Genomic DNA, 24,730 nt, shown 5'->3' on the forward strand with positions numbered 1-24,730 from the left:
TGCGCGTGTGAACACTTTCTCGGAGGACACCCAATGACGACCCTCGAAGGCATCTCTGCCCGGCGGATCCAGACCCCACGGCTGGGCGTGAACGTCCTGGAGCGCGACGGCGACGACACATCAGCGCCGGTGGAGCGCACGGTGGTGCTGGTGCACGGCAATGTCTCGTCATCGCTGTTCTGGCAACCGCTGATGCTCGACCTGCCGGCGGACCTGCGGGTGCTAGCCGTGGACCTGCGTGGCTTCGGGGGTACCGACCGGCTCCCCGTGGACGCCACCCGCGGTGTGCGGGACTTCTCCGACGACGTCCATGCGGTGCTCGTGGCACTTGGGATCGAGTCCGCGCACCTGGTCGGTTGGTCCATGGGCGGGGGAGTGGTGATGCAGTACGCCCTCGACCACCCCGCACTGAGCCTGACCCTGCAGGCGCCGGTCTCGCCCTACGGGTTCGGCGGCACCCGCCGCGACGGAACCCGCCTGAGCAAGGATGACGCGGGCACGGGCGGCGGGGGCGCCAACCCGGACTTCGTGGCGAGCCTGCGTTCCGGGGACACCACGGCCGACTCGCCGACGTCGGCCCGGAGCGTCTTCCGCTCCAGCTATGTCGCCGCCGGGTACGAGACGGACCTGGAGGACCTGTGGGTGGAGTCGATGCTCACCACCTCCACCGAGGACGGCAACTACCCGGGCAACTCAGCCGCGAGCGAGAACCGGCCCGGGTTCGCGGCCGGGACCGACGGCTTCCTCAACACGATGGCGCCGAAGTACTTCAACACCGCCGGGATCGTCACCCTCGAGGAGAAGCCGCCGATCCTGTGGGTGCATGGCACGGCCGATGCCATCGTCTCCGACGCTTCCTTCTTCGACCTCAACCACCTGGGAGCCATGGGGATCGTCCCGGGCTGGCCGGGTGACGAGGTGGCCCCGGCCCAGGAAATGGTCTCCCAGACCAGGGACGTGCTGGACGCTTACCAGGCCGCCGGCGGGCAGGTGACCGAACTGCTGCTGGAGGGTACCGGCCACTCGCCGCACCTCGAGCGCCCCACACAGGTGCGCGATGCGATCGTCGGGCTGATCCGCGGCTGAGCCGCGCGGCCGCGTCACGGGCGTTGGTTGCGTACAATCTCGCCCGTGATGAGTCGCCAGCCACCCGTCCAGCAGCCACCCCCGGTGCAGAAGCTGCGCCTGCGCTACACCAAGCGCGGCGTGGCACGCTTCACCTCCCACAGGGACTTCGGCCGCGCCCTCGAGCGCGCCATCCGTCGCGCCGAGGTGCCGATGGCCTACTCCTCGGGGTTCACGCCGCACCCGCGCATCTCCTACGGCAGCGCCGCGCCCACGTCCGCGGCCTCGGAGGCCGAGTACGTCGAACTGGGGCTGAGCGAGCACTGCGACCCGCAGAAGGTGACGGACGCGCTGAACGAGGTGCTGCCCACGGGCTTCGTCGTCCTCGACGCCGCGGACGCCGTCAAGCCGTCGCTGGGTGACCTGTTGTCCGCCTCGGACTGGGAGATCCGCCTCGAGGGCGCGGCGCCGGGGGTGCTGGCAGAGGCCGTCGCAGCCCTACTGGCGACCGACGAGCTGAGCGTGGAGCGCATGACCAAGAACGGCAAGCGCACCTTCGACGTGCGGGCCGCCGTGGTGGCGATCGAGGCGCTCTCCGACGATGTGATCGCGCTGCGTTCGCTGCAGCAGCAGCCCCTCGTGCGGCCGGACGACGTCCTGACCGCGCTGCGCCAACTGGACGAGCGCGTGCCGGCCGGTCTCCCGCTGCTCACGAGGCTGGCGCAGGGCCCGCTCGTCGACGGCGAGATCGAGGATCCGCTGCGCCCGAGCGTCGCCTGAGGGCAGGCCTCATGGGCGCGGAGGGGTAACGATTCGGTAACGAACCGTACAGGTGTAATCCAGACCCCTCGGCGGGGTCTGATACCTCTTTGCAACTGCGCGTGCGTGCGCGCGATAAGGGACTCGGGCCGTCACGTCAAGGGGTTGGGGATGATCGGCGGCCGTCGTTAGGTTGGCATGGAATTTCAAGCCAACTCTTAGGAGAGTCCCTCCATGAACATGTCCAGCTTCAACCCGCGCCGTCGTGTCCGCACCCTGGCCGCAGTGGTGGGTGTGGCAGCGCTCGCCCTGACCGCCTGCTCCGGCGACGGCGGCGAGGAGACCGGCGGCGGCGACGACCTGGGACTCATCAACGACGGCACCCTCGTGGTGGCGATGAGCGGCGAGTTCCAGCCGTTCAGCTACTTCGAGGGCAACGAGCTCACCGGCTTCGACTACGACATCGGCGTGGCCATCGCCGAGGAGCTCGGGCTCGAGGTGGACTCCCAGACCGGTGCCTTCGACACCCTCATCGGTGGCGTCCAGGCCAACCGCTACGACGTGCTGATCGCCTCGATGACCCCCACCGAGGAGCGTGACCAGGCCGTCGACTTCACCGACAGCTACTACGTCTCCGGCGCGCAGGCCTTCGTGGCCCCCGACAGCGAGTGCACCGACATCACCGAGATGGACTCGCCCGTCATCGGCGTCGCCAGCGGCACCACCTACCAGAGCTACCTGGAGGACGAGGGCGGCGACTGGGTGGGCGAGGTGCGCACCTTCTCCTCCGACATCACCGCCCTGCAGGACGTGGCCACCGGCCGCCTCGATGCCGCCATGACCGACCGCAACGTCGGTCTGCACCAGATCCAGGAGTCCGGCCTCGACATCGTCGAGTGCGGCGCACCGCTCTACACCGAGGAGCCCGCCTTCGCCGTGAAGGAGGGCAACACCGCGCTGCAGGAGGCACTGAACGAGGCGCTCGCCTCCATCAAGGAGGACGGCACCTACGCGGAGATCTCTGAGAAGTACTTCGGCAAGGACATCTCCACCACTGAGACGGACGGCTGAGTCTCCCGGTGAACGGCTTCTTCGAGCTCTTCGCCGAGTACGCCCCGCTGTTCCTCGAGGCGTCCTGGGTGACGCTGCGGCTCACCGCCGCGGCGTTGCTCATGGCCATGGTCGGAGGCGCACTCGTCTCCGCCCTGGCCATGAGCCGGGTCAAGTTGCTGAAGTGGATCGCGACGGTCTACATCGGCATCGTGCGCGGCACCCCGCTGATCACGCAGATCTTCATCATCTACTTCGGCCTGGCCTACATCATCACGCTCCCCGCGTTCTGGGCAGGGGCGCTGGCGCTGGCCTTCCACAACTCCGCCTACATCGCCGAGATCATCCGCTCCGGCTTCCAGGCGGTCCCGAAGGGTCTCGTCGAGGCGGCGCGCTCGCTCGGCATGTCCCGGGCCAAGACCCTCAAGCGCGTGCAGGCGCCGCTGGCGCTGCGGACCACGCTGCCCGTGCTGGGCAACCAGTACATCATCGCCGTGAAGGACTCCTCGCTGGTCTCCTTCATCGGCATGACCGAGCTGTTCCAGACGTCGCGCAACATGGCGGCCTCCACCTACCAGCCCCTCACGGCCTACATCGTCGTGGCGGTCTACTACCTGGTGATCGTCCTCGCACTGACCGCGCTGGTCAGCTGGCTGGAACACAAGCTCAGCGCGCACAGGAGGCCTGCAGAAGCATGAGCGAGAACAACACTTCCCGCGAACCGGTGGGCGACGAGGTCATCGTCCACATGGAGAACATCGTCAAGCGCTTCGGCAAGACGACGGTGCTGAACGGCATCGACCTCGACGTCTACCAGGGCGAGGTGGTCACCCTCATCGGGCCCTCCGGTGCGGGCAAGAGCACGCTGCTGCGCTGCGTCAACGGCTTGGAGCGCATCAGCGACGGCCGCATCGAGGTGGACGGGCAGCGCCTGTCCTACTCGGAGCAGGACATCAACCGCCTGCGCGCCCGCATCGGCATGGTGTTCCAGCAGTTCAACCTGTTCCCGCACATGACCGTCATCGAGAACATCATGGTGGCCCAGCGCGAGGTCCTCGGCCGCAGTGCGGACGAGGCGCGCGAGCGCGGCGAGACCCTGCTGGAGCGCGTGGGCCTCGGGCACAAGGCCAAGGCCTACCCGGGCAACCTCTCGGGCGGGCAGCAGCAGCGCGTGGCCATCGCCCGCGCCCTCGCCATGGACCCCACCGTCATGCTCTTCGACGAGCCCACCTCCGCGCTGGACCCCGAGCTGGTGGGGGAGGTGCTCGACGTGATGCGCAACCTCGCCGACGACGGCATGACCATGATGGTGGTCACCCACGAGATGCGGTTCGCGCGCAATGTCGCCGACCGGGTGGTCCTCCTCGCCGACGGCGGCATCGCCGAGCAGGGTCCGCCCGAGCAGGTCCTCGATTCGCCCTCCAGCGAGCGTGGCCGTGCCTTCCTGGAGGAACTCCTCAACCACTGACCCGGAACACGGGTTCCAGTCGGGCCCACGCCGCGGCGCGGGCGAAGACCGGGACCCGGTTCCGCGGCGTGCTGGTGGCGATGACGTCGTCTCCCGCGACGGGGGTGCCGGACCACACGTCCACCCAGTCGCCCGGGGGCAGGAACACCGGCCAGTCGCCGTCGCCCGCCTCGAGTACGGGGGCCACGAGCAGGTCGTCGCCCAGCAGCCACTGGACGTGCTCCCAGACCCTCGGGTCTTCGGGGTGCTCGAACCACAACGGCCGCATCAGCGGTGCACTGGTGGCGATCGTCGCGGCCGCCTGTTCGGCCAGATAGGGCACCAGCCGCTCCCGCAGGTGCACCAGGTTCCGGACCTCCCCGATCACCGAGCCGTCACCGGTGAGTTCGGCCACGTTCCACGGCGTCCGGTCGCGGGGCGGCCGGCGGTGGTGGTTGAACTCCGAGTGGTACTGCATGATCGGCACGAACACGCTCGCCGCCATCGCCCGCATGTACAGCTCGGGATCCGGCACGGGCCCGGAGAACCCGGCCACGTCCCAGCCCCAGTGGACGATGCCGCTGGCCGCGGCCGACAGCCCGGCGAGCATGGACCACCGGAACGCCTCCCAGGTGGAGTTCTCGTCGCCGGCCCAGAACGCCCCGTGGGCCTGGGACCCCGTGAAGCCCGCCCGGCTGAAGGTGACCGGCGCTTTCCCGGCGCTCTCCAGCAGTCTTCCGTAGGCAGCGGCGTAGGCCACCGGGAACAGGTTGTTGGACTCGGCGCCGGTGCTGCCGTCGAGGTAGCGCAGGTCCGCACCCCAGGCATGCTCGCCGCCATCGGTCTTGAAGCCGTCGATCCCGAGGTCCTCGACGAGGTAGCGGCGCTTTTCTGTCCACCACCGTGCGGCGCGTTCGTCGGTCAGGTCCGGCATCAGGGCGAGCGGGAACCACCAGCCCCGGTTCCGGTACGGCCGCAGCCGCCCGTCGGGGGCCACCTCGCGGATCAGCACGTCCTCACGGACGGCGGCCTCGGCGTCGGCCCTGGCCTGTCCGCTGGGGTGCGGCCGCATCTTCAGCAGCGGGATCTGCCACAGGTGCACCTTCGTCCCGGCGGCGTGGATCGCGTCCACCATGCCCTTCGGGTCCGGCCAGGCGCCGTCGGCGGGGAACTCGAAGTCGGAAAGGCGCATGGGGCCGGCGTCGTCGCGCACCTCGTAACGGGCGTCCCGGAAGATGGTGAAGGTGCTCTCGTCACTCCAGGCCTCGATCACGACGGAGCCGACGGGGATGTCGTGCTCGGCGTGCAGTGCCAGCTGTCGCTCCACCTCGGCCTGCGTGTTCCACTCGTTGCCGCTGGCCCAGAGCCTGAAGACCCAGTCCGGCAGCTGCCGCGGCCGGCCCACCTCTGCTAGGAACGCGTCGAGGACCTGCGTGGGCGTCCCCGGGTACAGGGCCAGCTCCAGGGGCCGCTCGCCGAGCTCGGACTCCACCACCAGGCGGGTGGCATCGGATGCGCCGACGTTGAACCAGACCCGCCGCGAGGTGCGGACGTGGAACCCCCACCCCGTCCCGCCCACCACGTGCGCGAACGGCATGGGCAGGTAGGTGCGGCGGTGGGCGCCCTGAGACTTGTACTGCTCGAACACGACGGCGTCCAGACAGGTGCCGCGGTGCTGGAGGGCGTCGAAACGTTCCCCGAAACCCGCCACCCTCTCATCGGGCGTGAGTGGGAGGGCGAACCGCAGCCGGAGCGCTTGCTCACCGTCGTGCAGGACCGCCGAGTCCGAGGGCGCCACCCCTTCGACGCCGCCGACGACGGCGAGCATCCCCGGCTCGGCCGCCCGCCAGGACGCCACCCGGCACTCGAACCAACGGGTGGTGGTGCCACCGCCGGCGAATCGGTAGCGCAGCACTGCGTCGGCCTGCACCTCCGGGATCACCACTTCCCAGCCGCCCGCGCTGCGCCCCTTGCGCGCCTGCGCCGAGGCGAGGTGGCCGCCGCTCACGTCCTGGCCCCGGGAGGACCGGGGGACCCGCCCCAGCTCGTGGTGCTCGGTGCGGACGTCGTCGCCCACCGTCACCACCAGTTCGACGGAGACGGATTCGAGCTCCCCGGAGGTGCGCACGCCCAGCCGCAGCGGCTCACCGGCCACGGGGCGGACGGGTGAGCGCTGCTCGGTGTCGTCGGAGTAGGGGTGCCCGGAACCGAGTGGGCGGTGGCGGATCATGCGGTCTCCTCGAGTTCGACGGCCAGCCGCAGCAGCATCGCGTGGCTCCACAACAGGGGTTTGGCGACAGTGCCCCAGCGCTCGAGCCACTCCTGCTCGAAGGACCCGTCGAGGAGGTGGTCGGAGACCTGCTCGGGCAGCATCAGCTCCTCGTCGGCCGTGGCGGCGGCCCACCGCAGCCCGCGCTCCGCGGCGGCGCGATCCCCGACGGCCAGCTGCGCCAACCCGAGGAAGCACGTCAGCAGCGGCCAGCGACCACCGCCGTAGAAGGTGTCGGCGAGGAACCGGTGCACGCCACCATCGACGGCGAGCTCCCGCTCCACGGCCGCGACGGTGCCGGTTGCCAGGTCCGAGGTCGGGTCGAGCACCCGCAACGGTGACACCAGGGAGCTGAGGCTGCCGTCCACGGCTGGGTTGTCCAGCCACTTGGTGAGGTGGCCGTCGACGGCGCCGTCCCCGGCGAGGACCCTGTCGATCGCGGCCCTGACCTCCAGCGCCCGCGTGGCGCGTGAACCTTCGACGAGCCCGGCGTCCACCGCCGCGGACAACCCGGCCGCGATGCAACCCAGGGTCGAGACGTGCACATGGGCGCTGTTTTCCTCCCACCAGTCGAAGCAGGGGCGGTCCCAGGAACTGACGAGGTAGTCCACGGTGAGCTCCGCCGCCCGGGACCAGCGTGTCGCGTCCACGCCGTGGCGGCGGCAGTGCTCCACCAGCGCCCACAGCCAGGTGCCGTAGCCGTCGAGTTGGAAGTCCCACCAGTCGTCGTCGCCGAACTCGCCGTCGAAGGTGTAGCGGGCCGGCAGCATCTTCTCACCCGGCAGGGGAGTGCCCGCCTCGGCTGCGGCCACCACCTCCGCCACCCGCGCCGAGTGCCGTTCCAGGACCCGGGCGCACCAGTCGAAGAATGCGCTCGCCGAGGCCACCTCCCCGGCGGCGGAGGCGCCGTCGGCGATGAACGCGCCGTCGCGGAACCAGCAGAAGCCCTTGTAGGCGGAGAACGTGGGGCTCGCAGGGTAGGCGCCACCCGGGTCCTGCAGGGTGACGATCAGTTCCCGCGAGTGCGCCAGCAGCGCGTCGAGGGCAGGTTGGTGGGAAGGCATGAACGGTGTCCTCCTGGTCGGGGGCGGGGCGGGCGGCTGCCCGCCCCGCGGGGGTGGGATGGGTCAGCCGAGGAGGGCGTTGACGCGCTGCTCGGCCGAGGCGACGGCGTCGGCGACGGACTTGCGGCCCGCGGCAGCCTCGGTCAGCTCCTCGGTGACGATGTCCTGCATCTCGGCCTGGGCGTCACCGATCGACGGGGCCAGGGCCACGCCGTCGAGCGAGTCGAAGACCGCCTGCCGGTTGGCGGGGGAGTCCTGTTCGAGGTAGGTCCCGAGCTTGGCCTCGTCGCTGATGGGCGGCAGCTCCCAGCCGCTGGCGAGCCGGACGTCGACCATCTCGTCGGAACTGGTCAGGAACTCGGCGAAGGCCTGCGCGGCCTCCGGGTTATCGGAGCCCGAAGAAACGGCCACGGCGTTGGAGAACATGGCACTGGCCTGCTCCGCGTCGCCGGGTTCCACGGCGATGTCCCACGCGAAGTCCGCGTCCGCGGCGGCGCCGAACATCCAGATGCCCGTGTGCCACATGGCGAGCTTGCCCTCGGCGAACAGCCCGGAGTCGAAGTCCGGGGTGCCCGCGCCCTGCTCCGCGGTGGGCATGGTGGTGCCGCTCTTGCCCACCAGCCACTCGGCCGCCGCGATCCCCTCCGGGGTGTTGAAGGCGGCTGCCGTGCCGTCGGCGTTCAGGAACTCGCCGCCGGCCTGGGCCACCGTCTTGTAGTACTCGTGGAAGCTGATGGGCTGGTAGTCGCCCCACACACCGGCGTCGGCGTCGGTGAGCTGCTCGGCGGCGGCCTGCTCTTCGGCCCAGGTCCAGTCCGAGGTGGGGTGGTCGAGTCCGGCCGCGTCGAACAGGTCCGCGTTGTAGAACAGCACGACGGTGGAGAACGAGCTGGGCAGCGCGTACGAGGTGCCGTCGGTGGCGTAGGCCTCGGCCAGGTTGGACTGGTAGAGGCTCGTGTCCACCCCGTCGAGCGCCGCGAGGACGCCGTTGGCCTGGTACGCCTTGTAGTTGCCGTACTCGATGTCGAACACGTCGGAGACGGTGCCGCCGGCCAGGTCCGTCTGGAGGGCGGTGAAGTAGTCGGCGTAGGGGAGGGTGGTGACCTCGACGGTGATGCCGGGGTTGGCCTCCTCGAAGGCCGCCACGATGGTGGCGAGGTTCTCCTCGTTGCCACCGTTGGACATGAAGTTCGTGTAGCTGATCGTCACCTCCTCGGCGCCGGTCTCGGTGTCGGCCCCGTCGGTGGCGGGTGCGTCGGGTTCGGTGGTGCCGGCGTCGGCGCCGGGGTCTGCGGTGCCGGAGCAGCCGGCGACGGTGAGGGCGAGGAACGCGGCGAGGCCGGCCCTGAGCCAGGTGTGCTTGGACATGAGGTATCTCCTTCGATACTCGGATGGCTGGATCTGTTGCTGGTTCATTTGATGCCCGAACTCGCGACGCCCTGGATCACGTACTTCTGGGCGAACACGTAGATGGCGAGCATGGGGATGATGGACACGACGGAGCCGGCCATCATCACGTCCCACTGCGTCGTGTACTGGCCCTGCAGCCCGGCCAGGGCGAGTGGGAGAGTCTTGAGCTCCTCCGAGCGGAGGATGATGAGCGGCCACAGGAAGCTGTTCCAGCTGCTCATGAACGAGAACACCGTGAGGGTGGCGAGCGTCGGCCCCACCAGTGGCAGCACGATGGTGCCGAAGATGCGGAAGTGGCCCGCGCCGTCGAGGGTGGCGGCCTCGTCGAGTTCGCGCGGCACCTGGTTCATGGCCTGCCGCAGGAGGAACACGCCGAACGCGCTGGCGATCCCGGGCAACAGGACGCCGAGGTAGGTGTCCACCAGACCGAGGTCCCGCATCTGCACGAACAGCGGCACGATCAGCACCTGGATGGGGACCATCATGGTGGCCAGGTAGATGGCGAACACCAGGCCCCGGCCCGGGAACCGGAGCCGGCTGAACGCGTACGCGGCTAGGGAGCTGGTGAGCAGTTGCAGCACAGTCTGCGCCACGGCCAACCCCACCGAGTTCGCGATCACGCGTGCGAACGGGGTGTTCTCGAAGAGCTCGGCGTAGGCGCCCAGTGACGGGTTCTCAGGCAGCGACGGTGTCGCCGACAACCCCGCCCCGGGCGAGACCGACGTGATCACCGTCCACAAGAATGGGAAGAACATCACGGCGGCCCCGAGGACGAGGACGACGAGCAGCAGCGGGTTGGTGCGCCTACGCATAGTTGACCCACCTCTTCTGGCCCCGGATCTGGATGAGGGTGACCACCAGCACCAGCACGAACAGCAGCCACGAGAGCGCGGCGGCCTCGCCGGCCCGGGAGTACCGGAACGTCAGGTCGTAGATCTGCTGCACCACGACGGTGCTGGCGCCCGCCGGGCCGCCTCCTGTCATGGCGTAGACCTGGTCGAAGACCTGGAACCCGTTGATGAGCGAGATCACCACCACGAAGAACGTCGACGGCGTGAGCATCGGCAAGGTGATGTGGAACAGTCGCCCCCACCAGCCCGCGCCGTCCACCGTCGCCGCCTCGTAGAGCTCCTGGCCGATGGCCTGCAGCCCCGCCAGCAGGATGATCATGACGAACCCGAGGTCCTTCCACGCCGAGGCGAGGATGATCGACGGCATGGCCCACGCCGGGTCCGTCCACCAGCCCGGGCCGTCGATGCCGAACAGTCCCAGGGCGGCGTTGACGATGCCCACCTCGGGGTTGAGCAGCCAGCGCCAGATCAGCGCCACGACGATCCAGCTGGTGACCACGGGCAGGAAGTAGACGCCGCGCAGCAGGCTGCGCAGGGGCAACGCCTGGTTGAGGGCCAGGGCCAGGGCCAGCCCGCCGACGTAGACCAGCGGCAGGTAGCCGACGATGTAGTAGAAGGTGTTCCCGAACGCGTTCAGGGTCTCCGGGTCCTGCAGGAGCTTGGCGTAGTTGCCGAGCCCCACCCACTCCATGGGGGAGAGCAGGTTCCACTTGTGCAGGCTCACCCAGAACGCCCCGAACATCGGGTAGATGGTGAACATGGCCATCGGCAGGGCGCTGGGCAGCAGGAACGCGAGCACCACCAGGGCGTACCTGAGGCGCCGTCCGGCCTTGCCGGGCGGGCGTCGTCGGGTCCGGGTGGCCGTGGTCACCGGCCGGCCTTCTGGGTGGTGCCGCTGCCGGTGAGTCGTTCCCGCACGAGCCTGCCCTGCTCACCGGCCAGGCCTGCGGCGTCGAAGGGGGTGGCCAGCACGAGGCTGGCGGCGCCCTGCGCCCAGCGGTCGTCCTGCCAGGTCTCGACGGCCACCTCCAGGCCGCGCTTGCGGGGCATCAGCGCGGATCGGAAGGCCTCGTCGAAGCTGCCGCGCCAGTGCGCCCAGGCCTCGATGCCCTCGCCGAGGAGGATCAGGATCTCCGGGTCCAGGACGTTGGCGACCCCGGCGACGACGCGCCCGAGCATGCGCCCGGCGTCGGCGAAGAGCTGGAGACTGGCTGCGTCGCCGGCGTCGGCCTGGCCCCGGAGCGTGGCGATGCCGCCGGTGGCGGGGATGGTGCCGGCCTCCTTGGCGCGTCGCACGAGCGCCTCCTGGCCGACGAACGCCTCCAGGCAGCCGCGGGCGCCGCACTGGCACTGCGGTCCGTCCTCCGCCACCGGGACGTGGCCGATCTCGCCGGCGCCGCCGCCGTGGCCGCGCACGATGATGCCGTCGGCGATGATGCCCGCGCCGATGCCGGTCCCGATGGTGACCACGAGTGCGTTGTCGTGGCCGTGGGCCTGCCCGTGCAGCATCTCGGCCATCGCCAGGGCGTTCACGTTGTTCTCCACCAGCACCGGCAGTTCCAGTTGTTGGCGCAGTACGTTGCCGAGCGGGGCGCGGCTCCAGCCGAGCTGGGTGGAGTTGACGTTGCCCAGGCTCTGGTCGTCCACGTCCGCCGGCAGGCCCACGCCGATGCCGAGCAGCGGGCGTTCTCCGCCGCCGTCGATGAACTGCTTGAGCATGCCTGCGAGGGTGCTGATCGCGGTGAGGGCTGCAGTGTTGAACGGCTCGGTGGCGGAACGGACGACAGCGCCGTCGATGCCCACCTCGACGAAGGTGGCGTGGTCCGGGGCGATCTTCACGCCGATGGCGTGGCCCGCGTCGGCGGCGAGTCCCAGCTGGCGCGCCGGGCGGCCGCCCTGCGACGGCGTCAGTTCCAGTTCCACCAGCAGTCCGTCGGCCAGCAGTTGCTTGGTGATCTGCGTCACCAGCGCGGGCGACACGCCGATGAGCCGCGCGAGTTCTGCGCGCGACGTCGGGCCGTTGGTGCCGATCTGGGCAAGGACCGCCGAGCGGTTGATGTCGGACGGGGATGCTGCTGCTGTCACTTGGAAACCTCTTTGTTCAGGACTAAAAGAAGCCTAAAAGTAAGGTGGTGGGGCTGTCAAGGGTCCGCCGCTCCAGGAGGCTGGCATGAGGGCCCGGCGCGTCGCCGTCGCGGGCCCAGTTGACCCGACACGCCGAGAGAAATCGCCGGAACGGTGGCCCGCCACCCTTCCGCCCGATCCAGTCGGCGAGTCGGGTCGTGGGCCAGACGGAGAGCGCGTGGTGGAAGGCCTCCGGAGGGCGAGGATGCACGGGGTTGGGTGGGTGTGTGAGAGAATGGGCAACAGGTCACGCACCGCCGGTGCCGCCGGAGGCCGCTTGAGTCTGTACCGCGACGAAGAATTCGACCGCGGCTGCTCCTGAGCTGGTCCCCGTAGACCGTTGAACTTGGTTTCGTAGCTTCGGCTGCGTCCACTTCCGCGCATCCATGCGCATGAGGAGCCTGATGGTCGAGAACGAGAACGGCAACGCAACAACAGCCGAATCGACGCAGAACCCGCCCACCACCCGCCGCCGTCGCGCGGCATCCCGACCCGCCGGTCCGCCCCCCGAGGTCGCGGCCCCCTTCCAGGTCCCGCAGACCACCACCGCAGCGGCCGCGACGTCGGCCCCGGTCGACGCCCCCGCCGAGACCCCGGCGACCACCGAGTCCGCACCCAAGCGTCGACGCGCCACGCGTGCCGCGGGCAAGGCCGAGTCCGTCGCGGCTCCCGCCGAGGCCACCACCGCGCCCGCTGAGGCTGCCACCACCCCTGCGCCCGCTGAGCGCGCCACTGCACAGCCCGCCACCCCGGCAGCGGAGGAGCCCGCGAAGAAGCCGGCCACCCGTCGCCGCCGCGCCACCCGTGAGACCGGCGCTTCCGACCCGATCGTGGAGATGGCTGCCGAGACCGCCGAGGCGGCAGCCGCGGTCCCTGAGCCCGCTGCCGAAGGCGCTGCCAAGGCGCCCGAGAAGAAGCCCGCCACGCGTCGTCGCGCCACCCGGGCCGCCGCACCCGCGGAGCCGGCCGCCAAGCAGGACGAACTCGACGTCGACCCCATCGCCGCCGCTCTCGAGCAGGCCCAGGCGCAGGCCACCGCCAAGTCCGGCGCCGCCGCCGATGCGGAGGAGAAGAAGCCCGCCACTCGACGTCGCCGCGCCACCCGCGCAGCCGCTCCCGCCGAGCCGGTCGAGGAGAAGGCCGAAGCCGAGCAGAACACTGACCCGATCGCAGCGGCACTGGACCTCGCTGCCGCCGAGTCCAAGGCGAGGACCGCCCAGCCCGAGGCGGCCGACGAGGCCAAGAAGCAGGACGAGAAGCCCGCCACCCGCCGCCGCCGCGCCAGCCGCCCCGCCGCCGCACCCGCGCCCGAGGCTGAGGCCACGGACGAGGAGGCGACGGAGGAGGACTCCATCGGCGCCGCGCTGCGGATGGCCGAGGAGGCCGCCCAGGCCCGCAAGGCACTGGTGAGCGATCCCTTCAACGCCCCTGCCCAGGACCGTCAGGGTGCGCTCGACGAACTGGCAGGCGCCATCGCCGCCGGCCAGTCCGGCGAGGACGAGTCCGACGATGAGGACGAGGACGAGGACGACGAGTCCTCCGACGAAGCCGCCGAGGATTCCGATGACTCGGACTCCGACGACGACTCGGACGACAGCTCCGACGATGACAGCTCCGGTGAGGACGGGCGCCCGTCGCGCCGCCGCCGTCGCCGCGGGGGCCGTCGCCGCCGTCGCGGGGGAGCCCGTGGGGACTCCGAGGACTCGGACGAGTCCAACGGCTCCGACGACTCCGAGACTGAGTCTTCCGACGAGGACTCCGACTCCACCGGAGCCGACGACTCCGACGACAACTCGGACGACAGCTCCGACGACAACGGCACGACGCGCCGCCGTCGCCGTCGCCGTCGCGGAGGCCGCAGCGACAACAAGGAGGGCGGCACCTCCAGCGACGAGATCACCGGCATCGAGGGCTCCACACGCATGGAGGCCAAGCGCCAGCGCCGCAAGGAGAACCGCGCCGCCGGTCGTCGCCGCGCCCCCATCCTGAGCGAGGCCGAGTTCCTGGCCCGCCGCGAGTCGGTGGACCGCAAGCTCGTCATCCGGCAGAGCGACGAGTACACGCAACTGGCAGTGGTCGAGGACGGCATCCTCGTCGAGCACTACGTGGACCGGGCGTCGGCCACCTCGCTCATCGGAAACGTGTACCTGGGCCGCGTCCAGAACGTGCTGCCCAGCATGGAGGCCGCCTTCATCGACATCGGCCGCGGCCGCAACGCCGTGATCTACGCCGGCGAGGTGGACTGGGCCTCGTTCGGCGTCTCCGCCGAGAACCGCAAGGTGGAGAAGGTCTTCAAGTCCGGCCAGAGCGTGCTCGTGCAGGTGACGAAGGACCCCGTCGGCGCGAAGGGTGCTCGACTCACCGGTCACATCTCGCTCCCGGGCCGCTACATCGTCTACTCGCCGGGTGGCCACCTGTCCGGCATCTCCCGCAAGCTGCCCGATGCCGAGCGCTCCCGCCTGCGTGAGATCCTCGGCGGCCTGATCTCCGACGACGAGTCCGTGATCGTGCGCACCGCCGCAGAAGGTGCCAGCTCCGAGGAACTGGTCCGCGACGTCAACCGGCTCAAGGCGCAGTGGGAGGTCATCGAGAAGAAGGTCAAGCAGGGCAAGGCCCCGCAGGCCCTCTACAGCGAGCCCGACCTCACCCTGCGGATCGTGCGTGACCTGTTCACCGAGGACTTCGGCAAGCTCATCGTGCAGGGCAACGGCGGTCCCGAGGACCAGTACGACGCCATCGAGAGCTACGTCTCCCACGTCGCGCCGCACCTTGCGGAGCGCCTGGAGAAGTTCACCCCTGGTGATGACGGCAAGGACGTGTTCTCGCAGTTCCGCATCGACGAGCAGATCGCGAAGGCGCTGGACCGCAAGGTCTACCTGCCCTCCGGCGGCTCGCTGGTGATCGACCGCACCGAGGCCATGACCGTCGTCGACGTCAACACCGGACGCTTCACCGGCACCGGCGGCAACCTCGAGGCCACGGTCACCTCCAACAACCTGGAGGCGGCCGAGGAGATCGTGCGCCAGCTGCGCCTGCGTGACCTGGGCGGCATCATCGTGATCGACTTCATCGACATGGTGCTCCCCAGCAACCGCGAACTGCTGCTGCGTCGCCTGGTCGAGTGCCTCGGCCGTGACCGCACCCGCCACCAGGTGGCCGAGGTCACCAGCCTGGGCTTGGTCCAGCTGACCCGCAAGCGGATCGGCACCGGACTGGCCGAGGCGTTCACCGAGGAGTGCGAGCACTGCCACGGGTCCGGCTACCTGCGCTTCGACGAGCCCGTGGACTCGCAGGAGCACGCCGACGGTGGCGACCGTGGTGGCCGAGGTCGTGGCGGGCGCGGCGGACGTCGTCGCGGCGGCAACGGCGGTGGCAACGGCGGTGGCAACGGCTCCAACGGCTCGAACGGTGGTTCGGGCAACGGTGGCGGCCACAACCACTGACGCAAGCGCGTGACGGCCCCGGTCGGCGAGGAATCGCCGGCCGGGGCCGTTCCCGTTCCCCTTCCCGGTCGCGCCGCACCGGCCAAACCCTCGCTGCTGGCGCCCCCCATCGTCGTCGACCCGACACGCCGTGAAGATCGGGCGGGGAGGGCACCGGCGCCCCTTGCGCCGATTTTCTTCGGCGGGTCGGGTCGAAGGGGCGTCCAGAAGGTGGGTGCCTGCACCACTGACGCGACGGCGTGCGCCCGGAAGGCTGGGTGCCATGACACAGCTGCTGCCCAGCGACCACCCACGCACCCACCCGACGGCGTCCCCCTCCGCCGGCCGACCGCGGCTCCTGCTCGTGTGCTGGTTCCTGCTGCTGGCAGCGCTGGCCGTGGCCGCGCCGTCGGCGCAGGAGGCGCTGGGGGTGCCCTGGGGCGTGGTTGCCCTGGTGATGTTCGCGCCGGCGCTGGCCTCGGCGCTGCTGTGGGTGGTGGCCCGGCAGGTGGCGACGTGGCCCTGTGGCTGCTGCCGGTGCCCGCCGCGGCCGGCCTGCTGGTGGTGACGGTCGCCCGAGCCCAGTCGGTAGGCTGCGGCGGTGGGGGTACAGCCCGGCGTGGGTCGGTTTGACCGGGAGCGGGCCAGCACGTAAAGTTGTCGATCGGTGCTTTTGGCTCCGCGGTTCTCCGTGTGCGGCCAGTGCCCAAGACGAAATCGGTCCTCACCAGGGGGCGCGGATAATGAAGTCGAATGAGCTGAGAAGGTAGGTCAGGCGTGTACGCGATCGTGCGCAACGGCGGACGCCAGCACAAGGTTGCTGTTGGCGACATCCTGGACATCGATCTGGTGTCCGAAGAGGTCGGCGGTACCGTCAACCTGCAGCCCCTGCTGCTGGTGGATGGGGACACCATCACCTCTGCAGCCAAGGACCTCGGCAAGGTCTCCGTGACCGCCGAGATCCTGGGCAACACCAAGGGTCCGAAGATCCGGATCCTCAAGTACAAGAACAAGACCGGTTACAAGAAGCGCCAGGGCCACCGCCAGCGGTACACCCAGGTGAAGATCACCGGCATCGAGAGCTGAGGTAGCTGAGATGGCATCCAAGAAGGGCGTTGGCTCTACTCGTAACGGTCGTGACTCGAACGCGCAGCGCCTCGGCGTGAAGCGCTTCGGCGGCCAGGTCGTCGGCGCGGGCGAGATCATCGTTCGCCAGCGCGGCACCCACTTCCACCCGGGCACCGGCGTCGGCCGTGGCAAGGACGACACCCTCTTCGCGCTGGTTCCCGGCGCCGTCGAGTTCGGTGTCAAGCGCGGACGTCGCGTCGTGAACATCGCTCCGGCCGAGGCCTGAGCACACACGCAACAGCTTTGACGCAAGGAGGGGCAGCCTGATGGCTGCCTCTCCTTTCATTTGTGCCGGACACGGTAGCGTTGTCCAGCAAGACTTCCCAGGAGGAATCCATGGCCATCCCGTCGTTCGTCGACAGAGTCAAGCTGACCGTGCAGGCCGGCAACGGCGGGCATGGTTGCGCCTCCGTCAAGCGTGAGAAGTTCAAGCCCCTCGGCGGCCCCGACGGCGGCAACGGCGGCCGCGGCGGCTCCGTCATCTTCCGCGTCGACGAGGCCGTCACCACCTTGGTGGAGTACCACCGCCAGTCCGTGCGGAAGGCCACCAACGGCCAGCCCGGCAAGGGCGACCACCAGCACGGCGCCAACGGTGAGGACATCGTGCTCACCCTGCCACCCGGCACCCTGATCACCGACGCCAACACCGGCAAGGTGCTGGCGGACCTCACCCGCGACGGCGACGAGTACGTGGCGGCCGGCGGCGGCCACGGCGGGCTCGGCAACGCGGCGCTGGCCTCCGCCTCCCGCAAGGCTCCCGGCTTCGCCCTGCTCGGTGAGGACGGCGAGGAACGGCTGCTGCAGCTCGAGCTCAAGGTGGTGGCCGACGTCGGCCTGGTCGGGTTCCCGTCCGCCGGCAAGTCGTCCCTGATCGCAGCCATCTCACGGGCCAGGCCGAAGATCGCCGACTACCCGTTCACGACGCTCGTGCCCAACCTCGGCGTCGTCGTCGCCGGCGAGGTGACCTACACCGTCGCCGACGTCCCCGGCCTCATCGAGGGCGCCTCGATGGGCAAGGGCCTCGGTTTCGACTTCCTGCGCCACATCGAGCGCTGCCAGGCGATCGTCCACGTCATCGACCTGGGCACCTACGAACCGGGCCGGGACCCGATCGCAGACCTCGAGGTCATCGAGGCCGAACTCAGCGCCCACGGTGGCCTGGAGGACCGCGTCCGGCTCGTCGCGCTCAACAAGATGGACCTGCCCGACGCGCCCGTCCTGGCCGAGATGGCCCGCGCCGAGTTGGAGAAGCAGGGCCACCGCGTCTTCGAGATCTCCACCAAGACCGGTGAGGGCCTGAACGAGCTCAAGTTCACCATGGCCAAGATCGTCGAGGCCCGCCGCGCGGCCCTGCCCGAGCCCGTCGAGGAGCGTCCGGTGCTGCGGCCCAAGCCCGTGGGCCGCGTCGCCAAGGAGCCCGAGTTCACCATCGTGAAGAAGGGCGACGGCGAGGGCGGGTTCCTGTGGCGCGTGCGCGGCGAGAAGCCCGAGCGCTGGATCCGCCAGACGGACTTCAACAACCCCGAGGCCGTGGGCTACCTCGCCGACAGGCTGAACCGGATCGGCATCGAGGCGGAGCTGTTGCGCATCGGTGGGCTGCCCGGCGACGCCGTCGCCATCGGTGGGGAGGACGCCGTCGTGTTCGACTTCGCCCCGCAGGTGGAGATCGGCGCGGAGATCCTGTCCCGACGCGGTGAGGACGCCCGTCTGGAGGAGGAGCGCCCCGCCGCGGCCAGGCGGCGCCGCATCGACGCCGAGTACCACGCCCGCAAGGCCGCCGAAGATGAGGAGTGAGATCAAGGACGCCTCCCGGCTGGTGGTGAAGGTCGGCTCCTCGTCGCTGACCACCCCTGATGGTGGATTCGACGTCGAACGGGTGGAAACCCTCGCCTCCGAGCTGGCGGCCCTGCACCGGGGAGGCTGCCGGGTGGTGCTGGTCACCTCAGGCGCCATCGCCGCGGGCCTCGCGCCCCTCGGCCTGGAGAAGCGGCCCGGGGACCTCGAGACGCAGCAGGCCGCGGCGGCCGTCGGCCAGGGCATCCTGGTCCAGCAGTACCGGCAGGCGTTCGCCAAGCACGACGTGCTGGTGGCCCAGCTGCTGCTCACCGTCGACGACGTGCTGCGCCGAACCACCTACCGCAACGCCCTCAACACCATCTCGCGGCTGTTCCGGCTGGGCGTGGTGCCCATCATCAACGAGAACGACACCACCGCCACCCACGAGATCCGCTTCGGCGACAACGACCGGCTCGCCGCGCTCGTGGCCCACCTGGTGCGCGCCGACGCGCTGGTGCTGCTCACCGACGTCGACGGCCTCTACACCGCCCACCCCAGCGAACCGGGCAGCAAACTGATCACCGAGGTCCCCGACGTGGACCGACTCACCGTGGACACCTCCCGGGTGGGCTCCAAGGTGGGCACCGGCGGCATGCGCACCAAGCTGGAGGCAGCCCGGATCGCATCCCAGGCCGGCGTCCAGGTGGTCCTCGGCCACGCCGACCAACTCCCGCAGATCCTCGCCGGCGACGAGGTGGGCACCCACTTCACACCCATCGGCAAGCGGCGGCCCCGGCGGCTGCTGTGGCTCGCCCACGCCGCCAAGACCCGTGGCGCCCTGCACGTCGACGCCGGTGCGGTACAGGCGCTGAAGAACACCCACGCCTCCCTGCTGGGCGCCGGCGTGGTCCGGGTGGAGGGCGCCTTCAGCGAGGGTGATCCCGTCGCCGTCGTGGGCCCGGACGGCCAGCCGTTCGCGCGCGGCTTCGTGGCCTACGGCTCGGCGGACCTGACGGGACCGTCGGACCAGACCCGGGCCGTCATCCACCGTGACCGCATGATCCTGCTGTGAGCCAGCGGCACCCTGTTGTGTCCCGCTAACGTTCGGCCTGTGACGCAAGCGCAGGAATCTTCACTGGTCTCGGCGGTGCAGCGCCTCCCGCCGGGGTACTTCGCGCTGGTCATGGCCACGGGAATCATCTCGCTCGGTCTCGAACTGGAGGGCTTCCACGTCTTCTCCACCGTGTTGCTGGCGATCGCCGCGGTGGCCTACGCCGTCCTGCTCGTGCTAACGCTCTGGCGGGCGTTTTGGTTCCCGCGGGACGTCGTCGCCGACTTCTCCGGCCCGCGCAACGGCTTCTCCTTCTTCACCTTCGTAGCCGGCACCAACGTGCTCGGCGCGAGGCTCGCGGCCGCCGGGGTCCCGGTCCTGCCGTTCGTGCTGCTGGGGTTGTCCTTCCTCGCCTGGCTGGTGTTGGGCTACGTGATCCCCGGGCTCGTGGTGGGCAGGAACCAGGGCGACGACATCCTCGCCGGCCTGAACGGCACCTGGTTCATCTGGTCCGTCGCGAGCCAGTCCGTGGCCGTGCTCGCGGCGTCGCTGGAGCCGACGGCGGGTGCCTTCAGCAACGGCCTGTCGATCATCGCGGTGCTGTCGTGGGGGATCGGTGTGATCCTGTACGCGGTCATCGGCTGCGCGCTGATCATCCGGGTGCTCACCCGAGGCATCCCCGTCGAGGAGATGGGGCCGCCCTACTGGGTGACCATGGGGGCGGGCGCCATCACGGTGCTGGCGGGCTCCAGGATCGTGGAGATGAGCGACACGGCCATGGTCTCGGTGATGCGCGCCCCGGTGGCGGCGGCCGCCGTCGTGTTCTGGGCGTTCGCGACGTGGCTGATCCCGGCGCTGGTGGGAATCGGGATCTGGCGCCACTTCATCCACGAGGTGCCCCTGCGCTACGAGGCGGCGATGTGGTCCATGGTCTTCCCGCTGGGCATGTACGCGGTGGCCGGCATCTACCTGGGGAGGGCGGACAACCTGCCCATCGTCGGCTGGATCGGGGGCCGGTTCCTGTGGGTGGCGGTGGCCGTGTGGGCGGTGGTGCTGGTGACGATGTGCGTCGGCATCGTCAAAGGCCTGCGAGGCCGGCCAGCCGCGCCAGCGCAGTCGGGGCGCTCCGCCTGACCCGTTCGAGCGCCGCGCCCACTTCGGGGCGGTCCGCGTCTCCCGGTTGCAGGCGGGCCGGGTTCAGGCACGTGGTCTGCGCCCAGGCTGCGACGTCCGGTTCGGCCATGAAGGCGGCCGCCGCGCGAGCACCCCGCACCTGCATCTCCACCCAGCTCGCCAAGGAGTCGGGCAGGGGAGAGGGCGGGCAGAGCCGGTTCTTCTCGGCGTCGTCGGTGCGGGTGGCCTCGACGTAGCCCGCCAGCGCGGCGTTGAAGCAGGGGAACCCGGCGCGGATGGTCTGCAGGCGGATCACCTCGCCCCACAGCGGCACCAGCCGCGGGTACGCGTGCCCGGAGGCGGCGCAGTGCACGACGACGGCGTCGCGATGGATGGGGACCGTGGCGTCCGTGAAGCGGAGCCTTCCGGGCTCGACCGCGGTGACGTGGGCACCGCGCACCACCCGCAGGATGCGGCGCAGGAGGTCCAGTTCCCAGCCGGCGATCGTGGGTGCCTTGGCCATGGTGGGCGCCACCGAGGTGTCGATGCGCAGCATGATCTCGGCCTCCTCGAGCCTGAGGAAGAACTCCTCCAGCGACGACGACGCGGCCGCGGCCTCCCAGGTGTCGGCCACCATCTGGAACATCGTCGCCGGGTCCGGCTGGACGCGGGCGCGGTTGGCCATCCAGGGCTCGCGGGGCCGCACCCAGCACACGGCCTCCGGCGCCACGCCCTGCTGCAGCAGCCACACGCAGGCGTCGGTGGCGGTCTTGCCGGAACCCACCACCACGTACTCGGGATGTTCGGCGCCGACGCGTGGGAGTGCCCCCACCGGGACCACGCGCGTGCCGCGGGCGGCGTCGAAGGGAGCAGGCGTGGTGGCGGGTACGTGCGCGGCCCGGTAGGTGGCGTCCACCACCCGCGCGTGCGGCGGGGCCAAGTGTTGCCGACCCGTGGCGTCGACGAATCCCCGGCCGCCGGTCCAGGTGGACCCGCCGTGGAACTCGACCCGCCCGGTGGCCAGCAGGTGCACCAGCACGCCCTCGAAATAGGCCAGGATCTCGGCACCGGTGGCGCGTTCGGCCAGCCCCGCCTCCGGGCCATCGGTCTGCAGCCGGCCCTGCCCCAGCGGCATGGACGCGACGCCGTAGAAGCTGGAAGCCCGGTGGAGCCGCACGAACGGGTAGGCGTCGCGCCAGTGGCCACCCGGCCCCGGCTGTCGGTCGATGAGCGTTACCCGGGCATCCACGTGCTCGACCAGCGCATCCGCGAAGGCCAGCCCCGCCGCGCCGGCACCCACCACCAAGTACTCGCAAGGCTTCTCACGAGGCATCGTGGGCTCGGTCAACGGGATCGTCGCCCTCGGCGGCCGACCGCTTTGTCATGGGTGAATTCTACTCCCGCGAGGCCGTAGACTGGGTGCCGTAACGTTTCACCCCGGCGCTCGCCGAACCTCCACACCTCTGTTTCGAAAAGGAACGACGTTGCCCGCTTACGACATCCTGGGTTGGGTCGCTGCCGCCTTCGGCATGTCCGCCGCCATTCCCCAGCTCATCCGGATCGGTCGCACCCGCGTCTCCGCGGGCCTGTCCACCCGGCTGTGGCAGATCTCGGCGGGCACCACCGGCGCCTGGGCCATGCACGGCTTCTTCGTCGGCGCCGTCCAGCTCCAGATCCCGAACCTCGTGTGTGCCTCCATCGCCACCGGCATCCTCTGGTTCATCGCGGCGGACCGGAAGGAGAGCTTCCTGCGCAGCCTGCTGCTGCCGCTGGGGCTGGCGCTCGCACTGTTCGGGCTGGACCTCCTGGCCGGAGCCGTCGTCTTCGGACTCGTGGTCGCCGTGCCCGCAGCATTCGCGCAGATCTCGCAGTTCCTCGTGATGCGCCGCGCCGCGGACCTCTCGGGCATCTCGGTGCCCACCCTGCTGGTCAACGTCGTCGTCCAGGCCCTGTGGCTGACGTGGGGGATCGGCGTCACCGAATGGGCCATCACCGTGTGCGCGAGCGTCATGATCATCCTGTGCGGCGGCAACGCCGCCTACTACGGCCTGCGTCGCCTGCGCGGCACCGCTGGCCCCGTCGCGGTGGTGGACGAGATGGCGCCGGGAGGGGTCGAGGCGGTCGCCTAGACTTCCGGGCATGGACTTCAACACCCAGGCCCGCGCCGCTCGGGCCGCGAGCATCGAACTGGTCAGCCTCAACCGCGCAACCAAGGACGCAGCCCTGCACGCCATGGCCGACTCCCTGGCCGCCGCGGAGCCGAGCCTGCTCGAGGCCAACGCCGTCGACGTCTCCAACGCCCGTGAGAACGGGACGCCCGAGTCCATCATCGACCGCCTCAGCCTCAGCCCGGACCGGGTGGCCGGCATGGTGCAGGGCCTGCGGGACCTGGCCGCGCTGCCCGACCCCGTCGGCGACGTGATCCGCGGCTGGCGGCTGCCCAACGGCGTCAAGGTCACCCAGGTCCGGGTGCCGTTCGGTGTGGTGGGAATCATCTACGAGGCCCGCCCCAACGTCACCGCCGACGCCGCCGGCATCTCACTGAAGTCCGGCAACGCGGCGCTCCTGCGCGGCTCCAGCTCCGCCTTCAACACCAACAAGGCTGCAGTCGCCGCCCTGCGTGCCGGTCTGGAGGGCGTCGGGATCAACCCCGACGCCGTCAACCTCGTCGAGGGCGGCCGCGAGGTCACGACGGAGATGATGCAGGCCCGCGGCCTGGTGGACGTGCTCATCCCGCGCGGCGGCGCCGGGCTGATCCAGGCGGTCGTCGATGGCTCCAAGGTGCCCGTGATCGAGACCGGCACCGGCAACACCCACCTGTTCGTCGACGCCTCCGCTGACCTGGACATGGCCTTGGACATCATGGTCAACGCCAAGACCCAGCGCTGCAGCGTCTGCAACGCGCTCGAGACCCTGCTCGTCCACCGCGACGTCGCCGACGAGTTCCTGCCCAAGGCGCTCGCGGCGCTCGGTGAGCACGACGTCACCGTCCACGGTGATGAGGCCTTCGCGGCCGCCTCCGACGACGTGCTGCCCGTCAAGCTGGAGGACTTCACCGGCGAGTGGCTCAGCATGGACCTGTCGGCCAAGGTGGTGGACTCCATCGACGAGGCGCTCGAACACATCCGCACCTACAGCACCGGCCACTCGGAGACCATCGTCACCTCCGACAAGTCCGCTGCCGACCGGTTCGTCGCGGAGGTGGACGCAGCTGCCGTCCTCGTCAACGCCTCCAGCCGATTCGTCGACGGTGGCGAGTTCGGCTTCGGGGCGGAGATCGGCATCTCCACCCAGAAGCTCCACGCCCGCGGCCCGATGGCCCTGCCCGAGATGACCTCCACGAAGTACGTCATCGAGGGCGACGGCCAAGTGCGTGCCTGAGCGCGCCACGAACCGATAGGATCCCCAACATGCTTGCAACACTCTTGGAAACCACCGGGCTGCCCAGCATCACCGCTGGCATCGTCGTGTTCGCCATCGCCATGGCTCTGATCATCTGGGTCACCGGCATGGGTTCGGGTCGGCCAAACACGAAGTGACCAGCACGCAGCTGCGGCGGGACCGCCAGTACTCGGGGGAGCGGTACCGCCTCGGTGTGATGGGCGGCACGTTCGACCCGATCCACCACGGGCACCTGGTGGCCGCCAGTGAGGTGGCCGCCAAGTTCAGCCTCGACGAGGTGGTGTTCGTCCCCACCGGCATCCCTTGGCAGAAGGCGGACCGCGACGTCTCGTTGGCCGAGGACCGCTACCTGATGACGGTGATCGCCACCGCCTCCAACCCCCGGTTCTCCGTGTCCCGGGTGGACATCGACCGCCCCGGCAACACCTACACCGTCGACACGTTGAAGGACCTGCGCGAGGAGCGCGGCCCGGACACGGACCTGTACTTCATCACCGGCGCCGATGCCGTGCGCCAGATCCTCACCTGGCGCGGCGCCGACGAACTGTTCGACCTCGCCCAGTTCGTGGGCGTGACCCGTCCCGGGGTCCCGATGACCGTCGACGACATCAAGCACCTCCCGGGCGACCGCGTGACCCTGCTCGAGGTGCCCGCGCTGGCCATCTCGTCCACCGACTGCCGTGCGCGCGTCGAGGAACGCGAACCGATCTGGTACCTGGTGCCGGACGGCATCGTCCAGTACATCCAGAAGCGTGGCCTCTACCGGCTCGCCGCAGACCCAGACGCATAGGAGAAACCG

The 24,730-nt window shown here is 70.2% G+C and carries 23 protein-coding genes; 16 read left to right on the forward strand and 7 right to left on the reverse strand.

What is annotated here, in order from left to right:
* The first annotated feature begins 33 nt into the window (after window positions 1–33).
* The 5 genes from ACYU7G_RS13845 to ACYU7G_RS13865 all read left to right on the forward strand — a co-directional run bounded on the left by ACYU7G_RS13845 (window position 34) and on the right by ACYU7G_RS13865 (window position 4,342).
* Entirely contained in the window at window positions 34–1,086 is a 1,053-nt protein-coding gene (locus tag ACYU7G_RS13845) for an alpha/beta fold hydrolase (RefSeq protein ID WP_461108792.1), read from the forward strand.
* A gap of 48 nt (window positions 1,087–1,134) precedes the next feature.
* Window positions 1,135–1,845: a TIGR03936 family radical SAM-associated protein gene (locus ACYU7G_RS13850; protein WP_461108794.1), complete on the forward strand. Its 711-nt coding sequence runs from the start codon at window positions 1,135–1,137 to the stop codon at window positions 1,843–1,845.
* Between the two features lie 213 nt (window positions 1,846–2,058).
* Window positions 2,059–2,895, forward strand: a complete 837-nt coding sequence (locus ACYU7G_RS13855; RefSeq protein ID WP_461108796.1) for a transporter substrate-binding domain-containing protein — start codon at window positions 2,059–2,061, stop codon at window positions 2,893–2,895.
* An 8-nt stretch (window positions 2,896–2,903) separates the two neighbouring features.
* On the forward strand, window positions 2,904–3,572 hold the full coding sequence (locus ACYU7G_RS13860; protein ID WP_461108798.1) for an amino acid ABC transporter permease: 669 nt from the start codon (window positions 2,904–2,906) through the stop codon (window positions 3,570–3,572).
* A complete protein-coding gene (locus ACYU7G_RS13865) occupies window positions 3,569–4,342 on the forward strand; it encodes an amino acid ABC transporter ATP-binding protein (RefSeq protein ID WP_461108800.1) in 774 nt (257 codons plus the stop codon). The genes ACYU7G_RS13860 and ACYU7G_RS13865 overlap by 4 nt, the downstream gene beginning before the upstream one ends.
* Here ACYU7G_RS13865 and ACYU7G_RS13870 read toward each other — a convergent pair.
* From ACYU7G_RS13870 to ACYU7G_RS13895, 6 genes are all read right to left on the reverse strand, one after another.
* Window positions 4,332–6,551, reverse strand: a complete 2,220-nt coding sequence (locus ACYU7G_RS13870) for a glycoside hydrolase family 31 protein (protein WP_461108802.1) — start codon at window positions 6,549–6,551, stop codon at window positions 4,332–4,334. The genes ACYU7G_RS13865 and ACYU7G_RS13870 overlap by 11 nt on opposite strands.
* Window positions 6,548–7,654, reverse strand: a complete 1,107-nt coding sequence (locus ACYU7G_RS13875; RefSeq protein WP_461108804.1) for a glycoside hydrolase family 15 protein — start codon at window positions 7,652–7,654, stop codon at window positions 6,548–6,550. The genes ACYU7G_RS13870 and ACYU7G_RS13875 overlap by 4 nt, the downstream gene beginning before the upstream one ends.
* Window positions 7,655–7,717: 63 nt before the next feature.
* Window positions 7,718–9,022 carry an ABC transporter substrate-binding protein gene (locus ACYU7G_RS13880; protein ID WP_461108806.1) on the reverse strand — a complete coding sequence of 435 codons (1,305 nt, stop codon included), beginning with the start codon at window positions 9,020–9,022 and terminating at the stop codon, window positions 7,718–7,720.
* 44 nt (window positions 9,023–9,066) lie between these two features.
* Window positions 9,067–9,876: a carbohydrate ABC transporter permease gene (locus ACYU7G_RS13885; RefSeq protein ID WP_461108808.1), complete on the reverse strand. Its 810-nt coding sequence runs from the start codon at window positions 9,874–9,876 to the stop codon at window positions 9,067–9,069.
* Entirely contained in the window at window positions 9,869–10,786 is a 918-nt protein-coding gene (locus ACYU7G_RS13890; protein WP_461108810.1) for a carbohydrate ABC transporter permease, read from the reverse strand. Before ACYU7G_RS13890 ends, ACYU7G_RS13885 begins: the two co-directional genes overlap by 8 nt.
* The gene (locus ACYU7G_RS13895; protein ID WP_461108812.1) at window positions 10,783–12,000 is read right to left on the reverse strand and encodes an ROK family protein; all 1,218 of its coding nucleotides are present in this window, start codon (window positions 11,998–12,000) and stop codon (window positions 10,783–10,785) included. The genes ACYU7G_RS13890 and ACYU7G_RS13895 overlap by 4 nt, the downstream gene beginning before the upstream one ends.
* Before the next feature lie 443 nt (window positions 12,001–12,443).
* Between ACYU7G_RS13895 and ACYU7G_RS13900 the strand changes: the two genes are divergently transcribed.
* The 7 genes from ACYU7G_RS13900 (at window position 12,444) to ACYU7G_RS13930 (ending at window position 20,550) form a co-directional block, all read left to right on the forward strand.
* A complete protein-coding gene (locus ACYU7G_RS13900; protein WP_461108814.1) occupies window positions 12,444–15,482 on the forward strand; it encodes an Rne/Rng family ribonuclease in 3,039 nt (1,012 codons plus the stop codon).
* 262 nt (window positions 15,483–15,744) lie between these two features.
* The gene (locus ACYU7G_RS13905; protein ID WP_461108816.1) at window positions 15,745–16,029 is read left to right on the forward strand and encodes a hypothetical protein; all 285 of its coding nucleotides are present in this window, start codon (window positions 15,745–15,747) and stop codon (window positions 16,027–16,029) included.
* Between the two features lie 209 nt (window positions 16,030–16,238).
* Window positions 16,239–16,547, forward strand: coding sequence for a 50S ribosomal protein L21 (gene rplU / locus ACYU7G_RS13910; RefSeq protein ID WP_461108817.1), 309 nt, complete (start codon window positions 16,239–16,241; stop codon window positions 16,545–16,547).
* Between the two features lie 10 nt (window positions 16,548–16,557).
* Window positions 16,558–16,815, forward strand: a complete 258-nt coding sequence (gene rpmA / locus ACYU7G_RS13915) for a 50S ribosomal protein L27 (protein WP_143936702.1) — start codon at window positions 16,558–16,560, stop codon at window positions 16,813–16,815.
* Between the two features lie 110 nt (window positions 16,816–16,925).
* On the forward strand, window positions 16,926–18,383 hold the full coding sequence (gene obgE, locus ACYU7G_RS13920) for a GTPase ObgE (protein ID WP_461108819.1): 1,458 nt from the start codon (window positions 16,926–16,928) through the stop codon (window positions 18,381–18,383).
* Window positions 18,373–19,437, forward strand: a complete 1,065-nt coding sequence (gene proB / locus ACYU7G_RS13925) for a glutamate 5-kinase (protein ID WP_461108821.1) — start codon at window positions 18,373–18,375, stop codon at window positions 19,435–19,437. Before obgE ends, proB begins: the two co-directional genes overlap by 11 nt.
* A gap of 39 nt (window positions 19,438–19,476) precedes the next feature.
* A complete protein-coding gene (locus ACYU7G_RS13930) occupies window positions 19,477–20,550 on the forward strand; it encodes a tellurite resistance/C4-dicarboxylate transporter family protein (protein WP_461108823.1) in 1,074 nt (357 codons plus the stop codon).
* Here ACYU7G_RS13930 and ACYU7G_RS13935 read toward each other — a convergent pair.
* Entirely contained in the window at window positions 20,495–21,862 is a 1,368-nt protein-coding gene (locus tag ACYU7G_RS13935; RefSeq protein ID WP_461108825.1) for an NAD(P)-binding protein, read from the reverse strand. The two genes, ACYU7G_RS13930 and ACYU7G_RS13935, sit on opposite strands and share 56 nt — an antisense overlap.
* Before the next feature lie 151 nt (window positions 21,863–22,013).
* On the opposite strand from ACYU7G_RS13935, the gene ACYU7G_RS13940 reads away from it, so the two are divergent.
* From ACYU7G_RS13940 to nadD, 4 genes are read left to right on the forward strand one after another with little or no spacing between them, the layout of a single operon-like run.
* Window positions 22,014–22,658 (forward strand): hypothetical protein, encoded by a 645-nt coding sequence (locus ACYU7G_RS13940; protein ID WP_461108827.1) that lies wholly within the window; start codon window positions 22,014–22,016, stop codon window positions 22,656–22,658.
* A 10-nt stretch (window positions 22,659–22,668) separates the two neighbouring features.
* On the forward strand, window positions 22,669–23,910 hold the full coding sequence (locus tag ACYU7G_RS13945; RefSeq protein WP_461108829.1) for a glutamate-5-semialdehyde dehydrogenase: 1,242 nt from the start codon (window positions 22,669–22,671) through the stop codon (window positions 23,908–23,910).
* Window positions 23,911–23,939: 29 nt separating this feature from the next.
* A complete protein-coding gene (locus tag ACYU7G_RS13950) occupies window positions 23,940–24,068 on the forward strand; it encodes a hypothetical protein (protein ID WP_461108831.1) in 129 nt (42 codons plus the stop codon).
* Entirely contained in the window at window positions 24,065–24,721 is a 657-nt protein-coding gene (nadD, locus tag ACYU7G_RS13955; RefSeq protein WP_461108833.1) for a nicotinate-nucleotide adenylyltransferase, read from the forward strand. Before ACYU7G_RS13950 ends, nadD begins: the two co-directional genes overlap by 4 nt.
* The last annotated feature ends 9 nt before the right edge of the window (window positions 24,722–24,730 follow it).

This window comes from Tessaracoccus terricola, from assembly GCF_054776555.1.

Coding starts and splice junctions, on each gene's coding strand:
- ACYU7G_RS13870 (WP_461108802.1), bottom strand. CDS start 6,551: ATGATCCGCCACCGCCCACTCGGTTCCGGGCACCCCTACTCCGACGAC.
- proB (WP_461108821.1), top strand. CDS start 18,373: ATGAGGAGTGAGATCAAGGACGCCTCCCGGCTGGTGGTGAAGGTCGGC.
- ACYU7G_RS13945 (WP_461108829.1), top strand. CDS start 22,669: ATGGACTTCAACACCCAGGCCCGCGCCGCTCGGGCCGCGAGCATCGAA.
- obgE (WP_461108819.1), top strand. CDS start 16,926: ATGGCCATCCCGTCGTTCGTCGACAGAGTCAAGCTGACCGTGCAGGCC.
- ACYU7G_RS13880 (WP_461108806.1), bottom strand. CDS start 9,022: ATGTCCAAGCACACCTGGCTCAGGGCCGGCCTCGCCGCGTTCCTCGCC.
- ACYU7G_RS13875 (WP_461108804.1), bottom strand. CDS start 7,654: ATGCCTTCCCACCAACCTGCCCTCGACGCGCTGCTGGCGCACTCGCGG.
- ACYU7G_RS13905 (WP_461108816.1), top strand. CDS start 15,745: ATGACACAGCTGCTGCCCAGCGACCACCCACGCACCCACCCGACGGCG.
- ACYU7G_RS13845 (WP_461108792.1), top strand. CDS start 34: ATGACGACCCTCGAAGGCATCTCTGCCCGGCGGATCCAGACCCCACGG.
- ACYU7G_RS13935 (WP_461108825.1), bottom strand. CDS start 21,862: ATGCCTCGTGAGAAGCCTTGCGAGTACTTGGTGGTGGGTGCCGGCGCG.
- ACYU7G_RS13855 (WP_461108796.1), top strand. CDS start 2,059: ATGAACATGTCCAGCTTCAACCCGCGCCGTCGTGTCCGCACCCTGGCC.
- ACYU7G_RS13865 (WP_461108800.1), top strand. CDS start 3,569: ATGAGCGAGAACAACACTTCCCGCGAACCGGTGGGCGACGAGGTCATC.
- rpmA (WP_143936702.1), top strand. CDS start 16,558: ATGGCATCCAAGAAGGGCGTTGGCTCTACTCGTAACGGTCGTGACTCG.
- ACYU7G_RS13885 (WP_461108808.1), bottom strand. CDS start 9,876: ATGCGTAGGCGCACCAACCCGCTGCTGCTCGTCGTCCTCGTCCTCGGG.
- ACYU7G_RS13950 (WP_461108831.1), top strand. CDS start 23,940: ATGCTTGCAACACTCTTGGAAACCACCGGGCTGCCCAGCATCACCGCT.
- ACYU7G_RS13850 (WP_461108794.1), top strand. CDS start 1,135: ATGAGTCGCCAGCCACCCGTCCAGCAGCCACCCCCGGTGCAGAAGCTG.
- ACYU7G_RS13900 (WP_461108814.1), top strand. CDS start 12,444: ATGGTCGAGAACGAGAACGGCAACGCAACAACAGCCGAATCGACGCAG.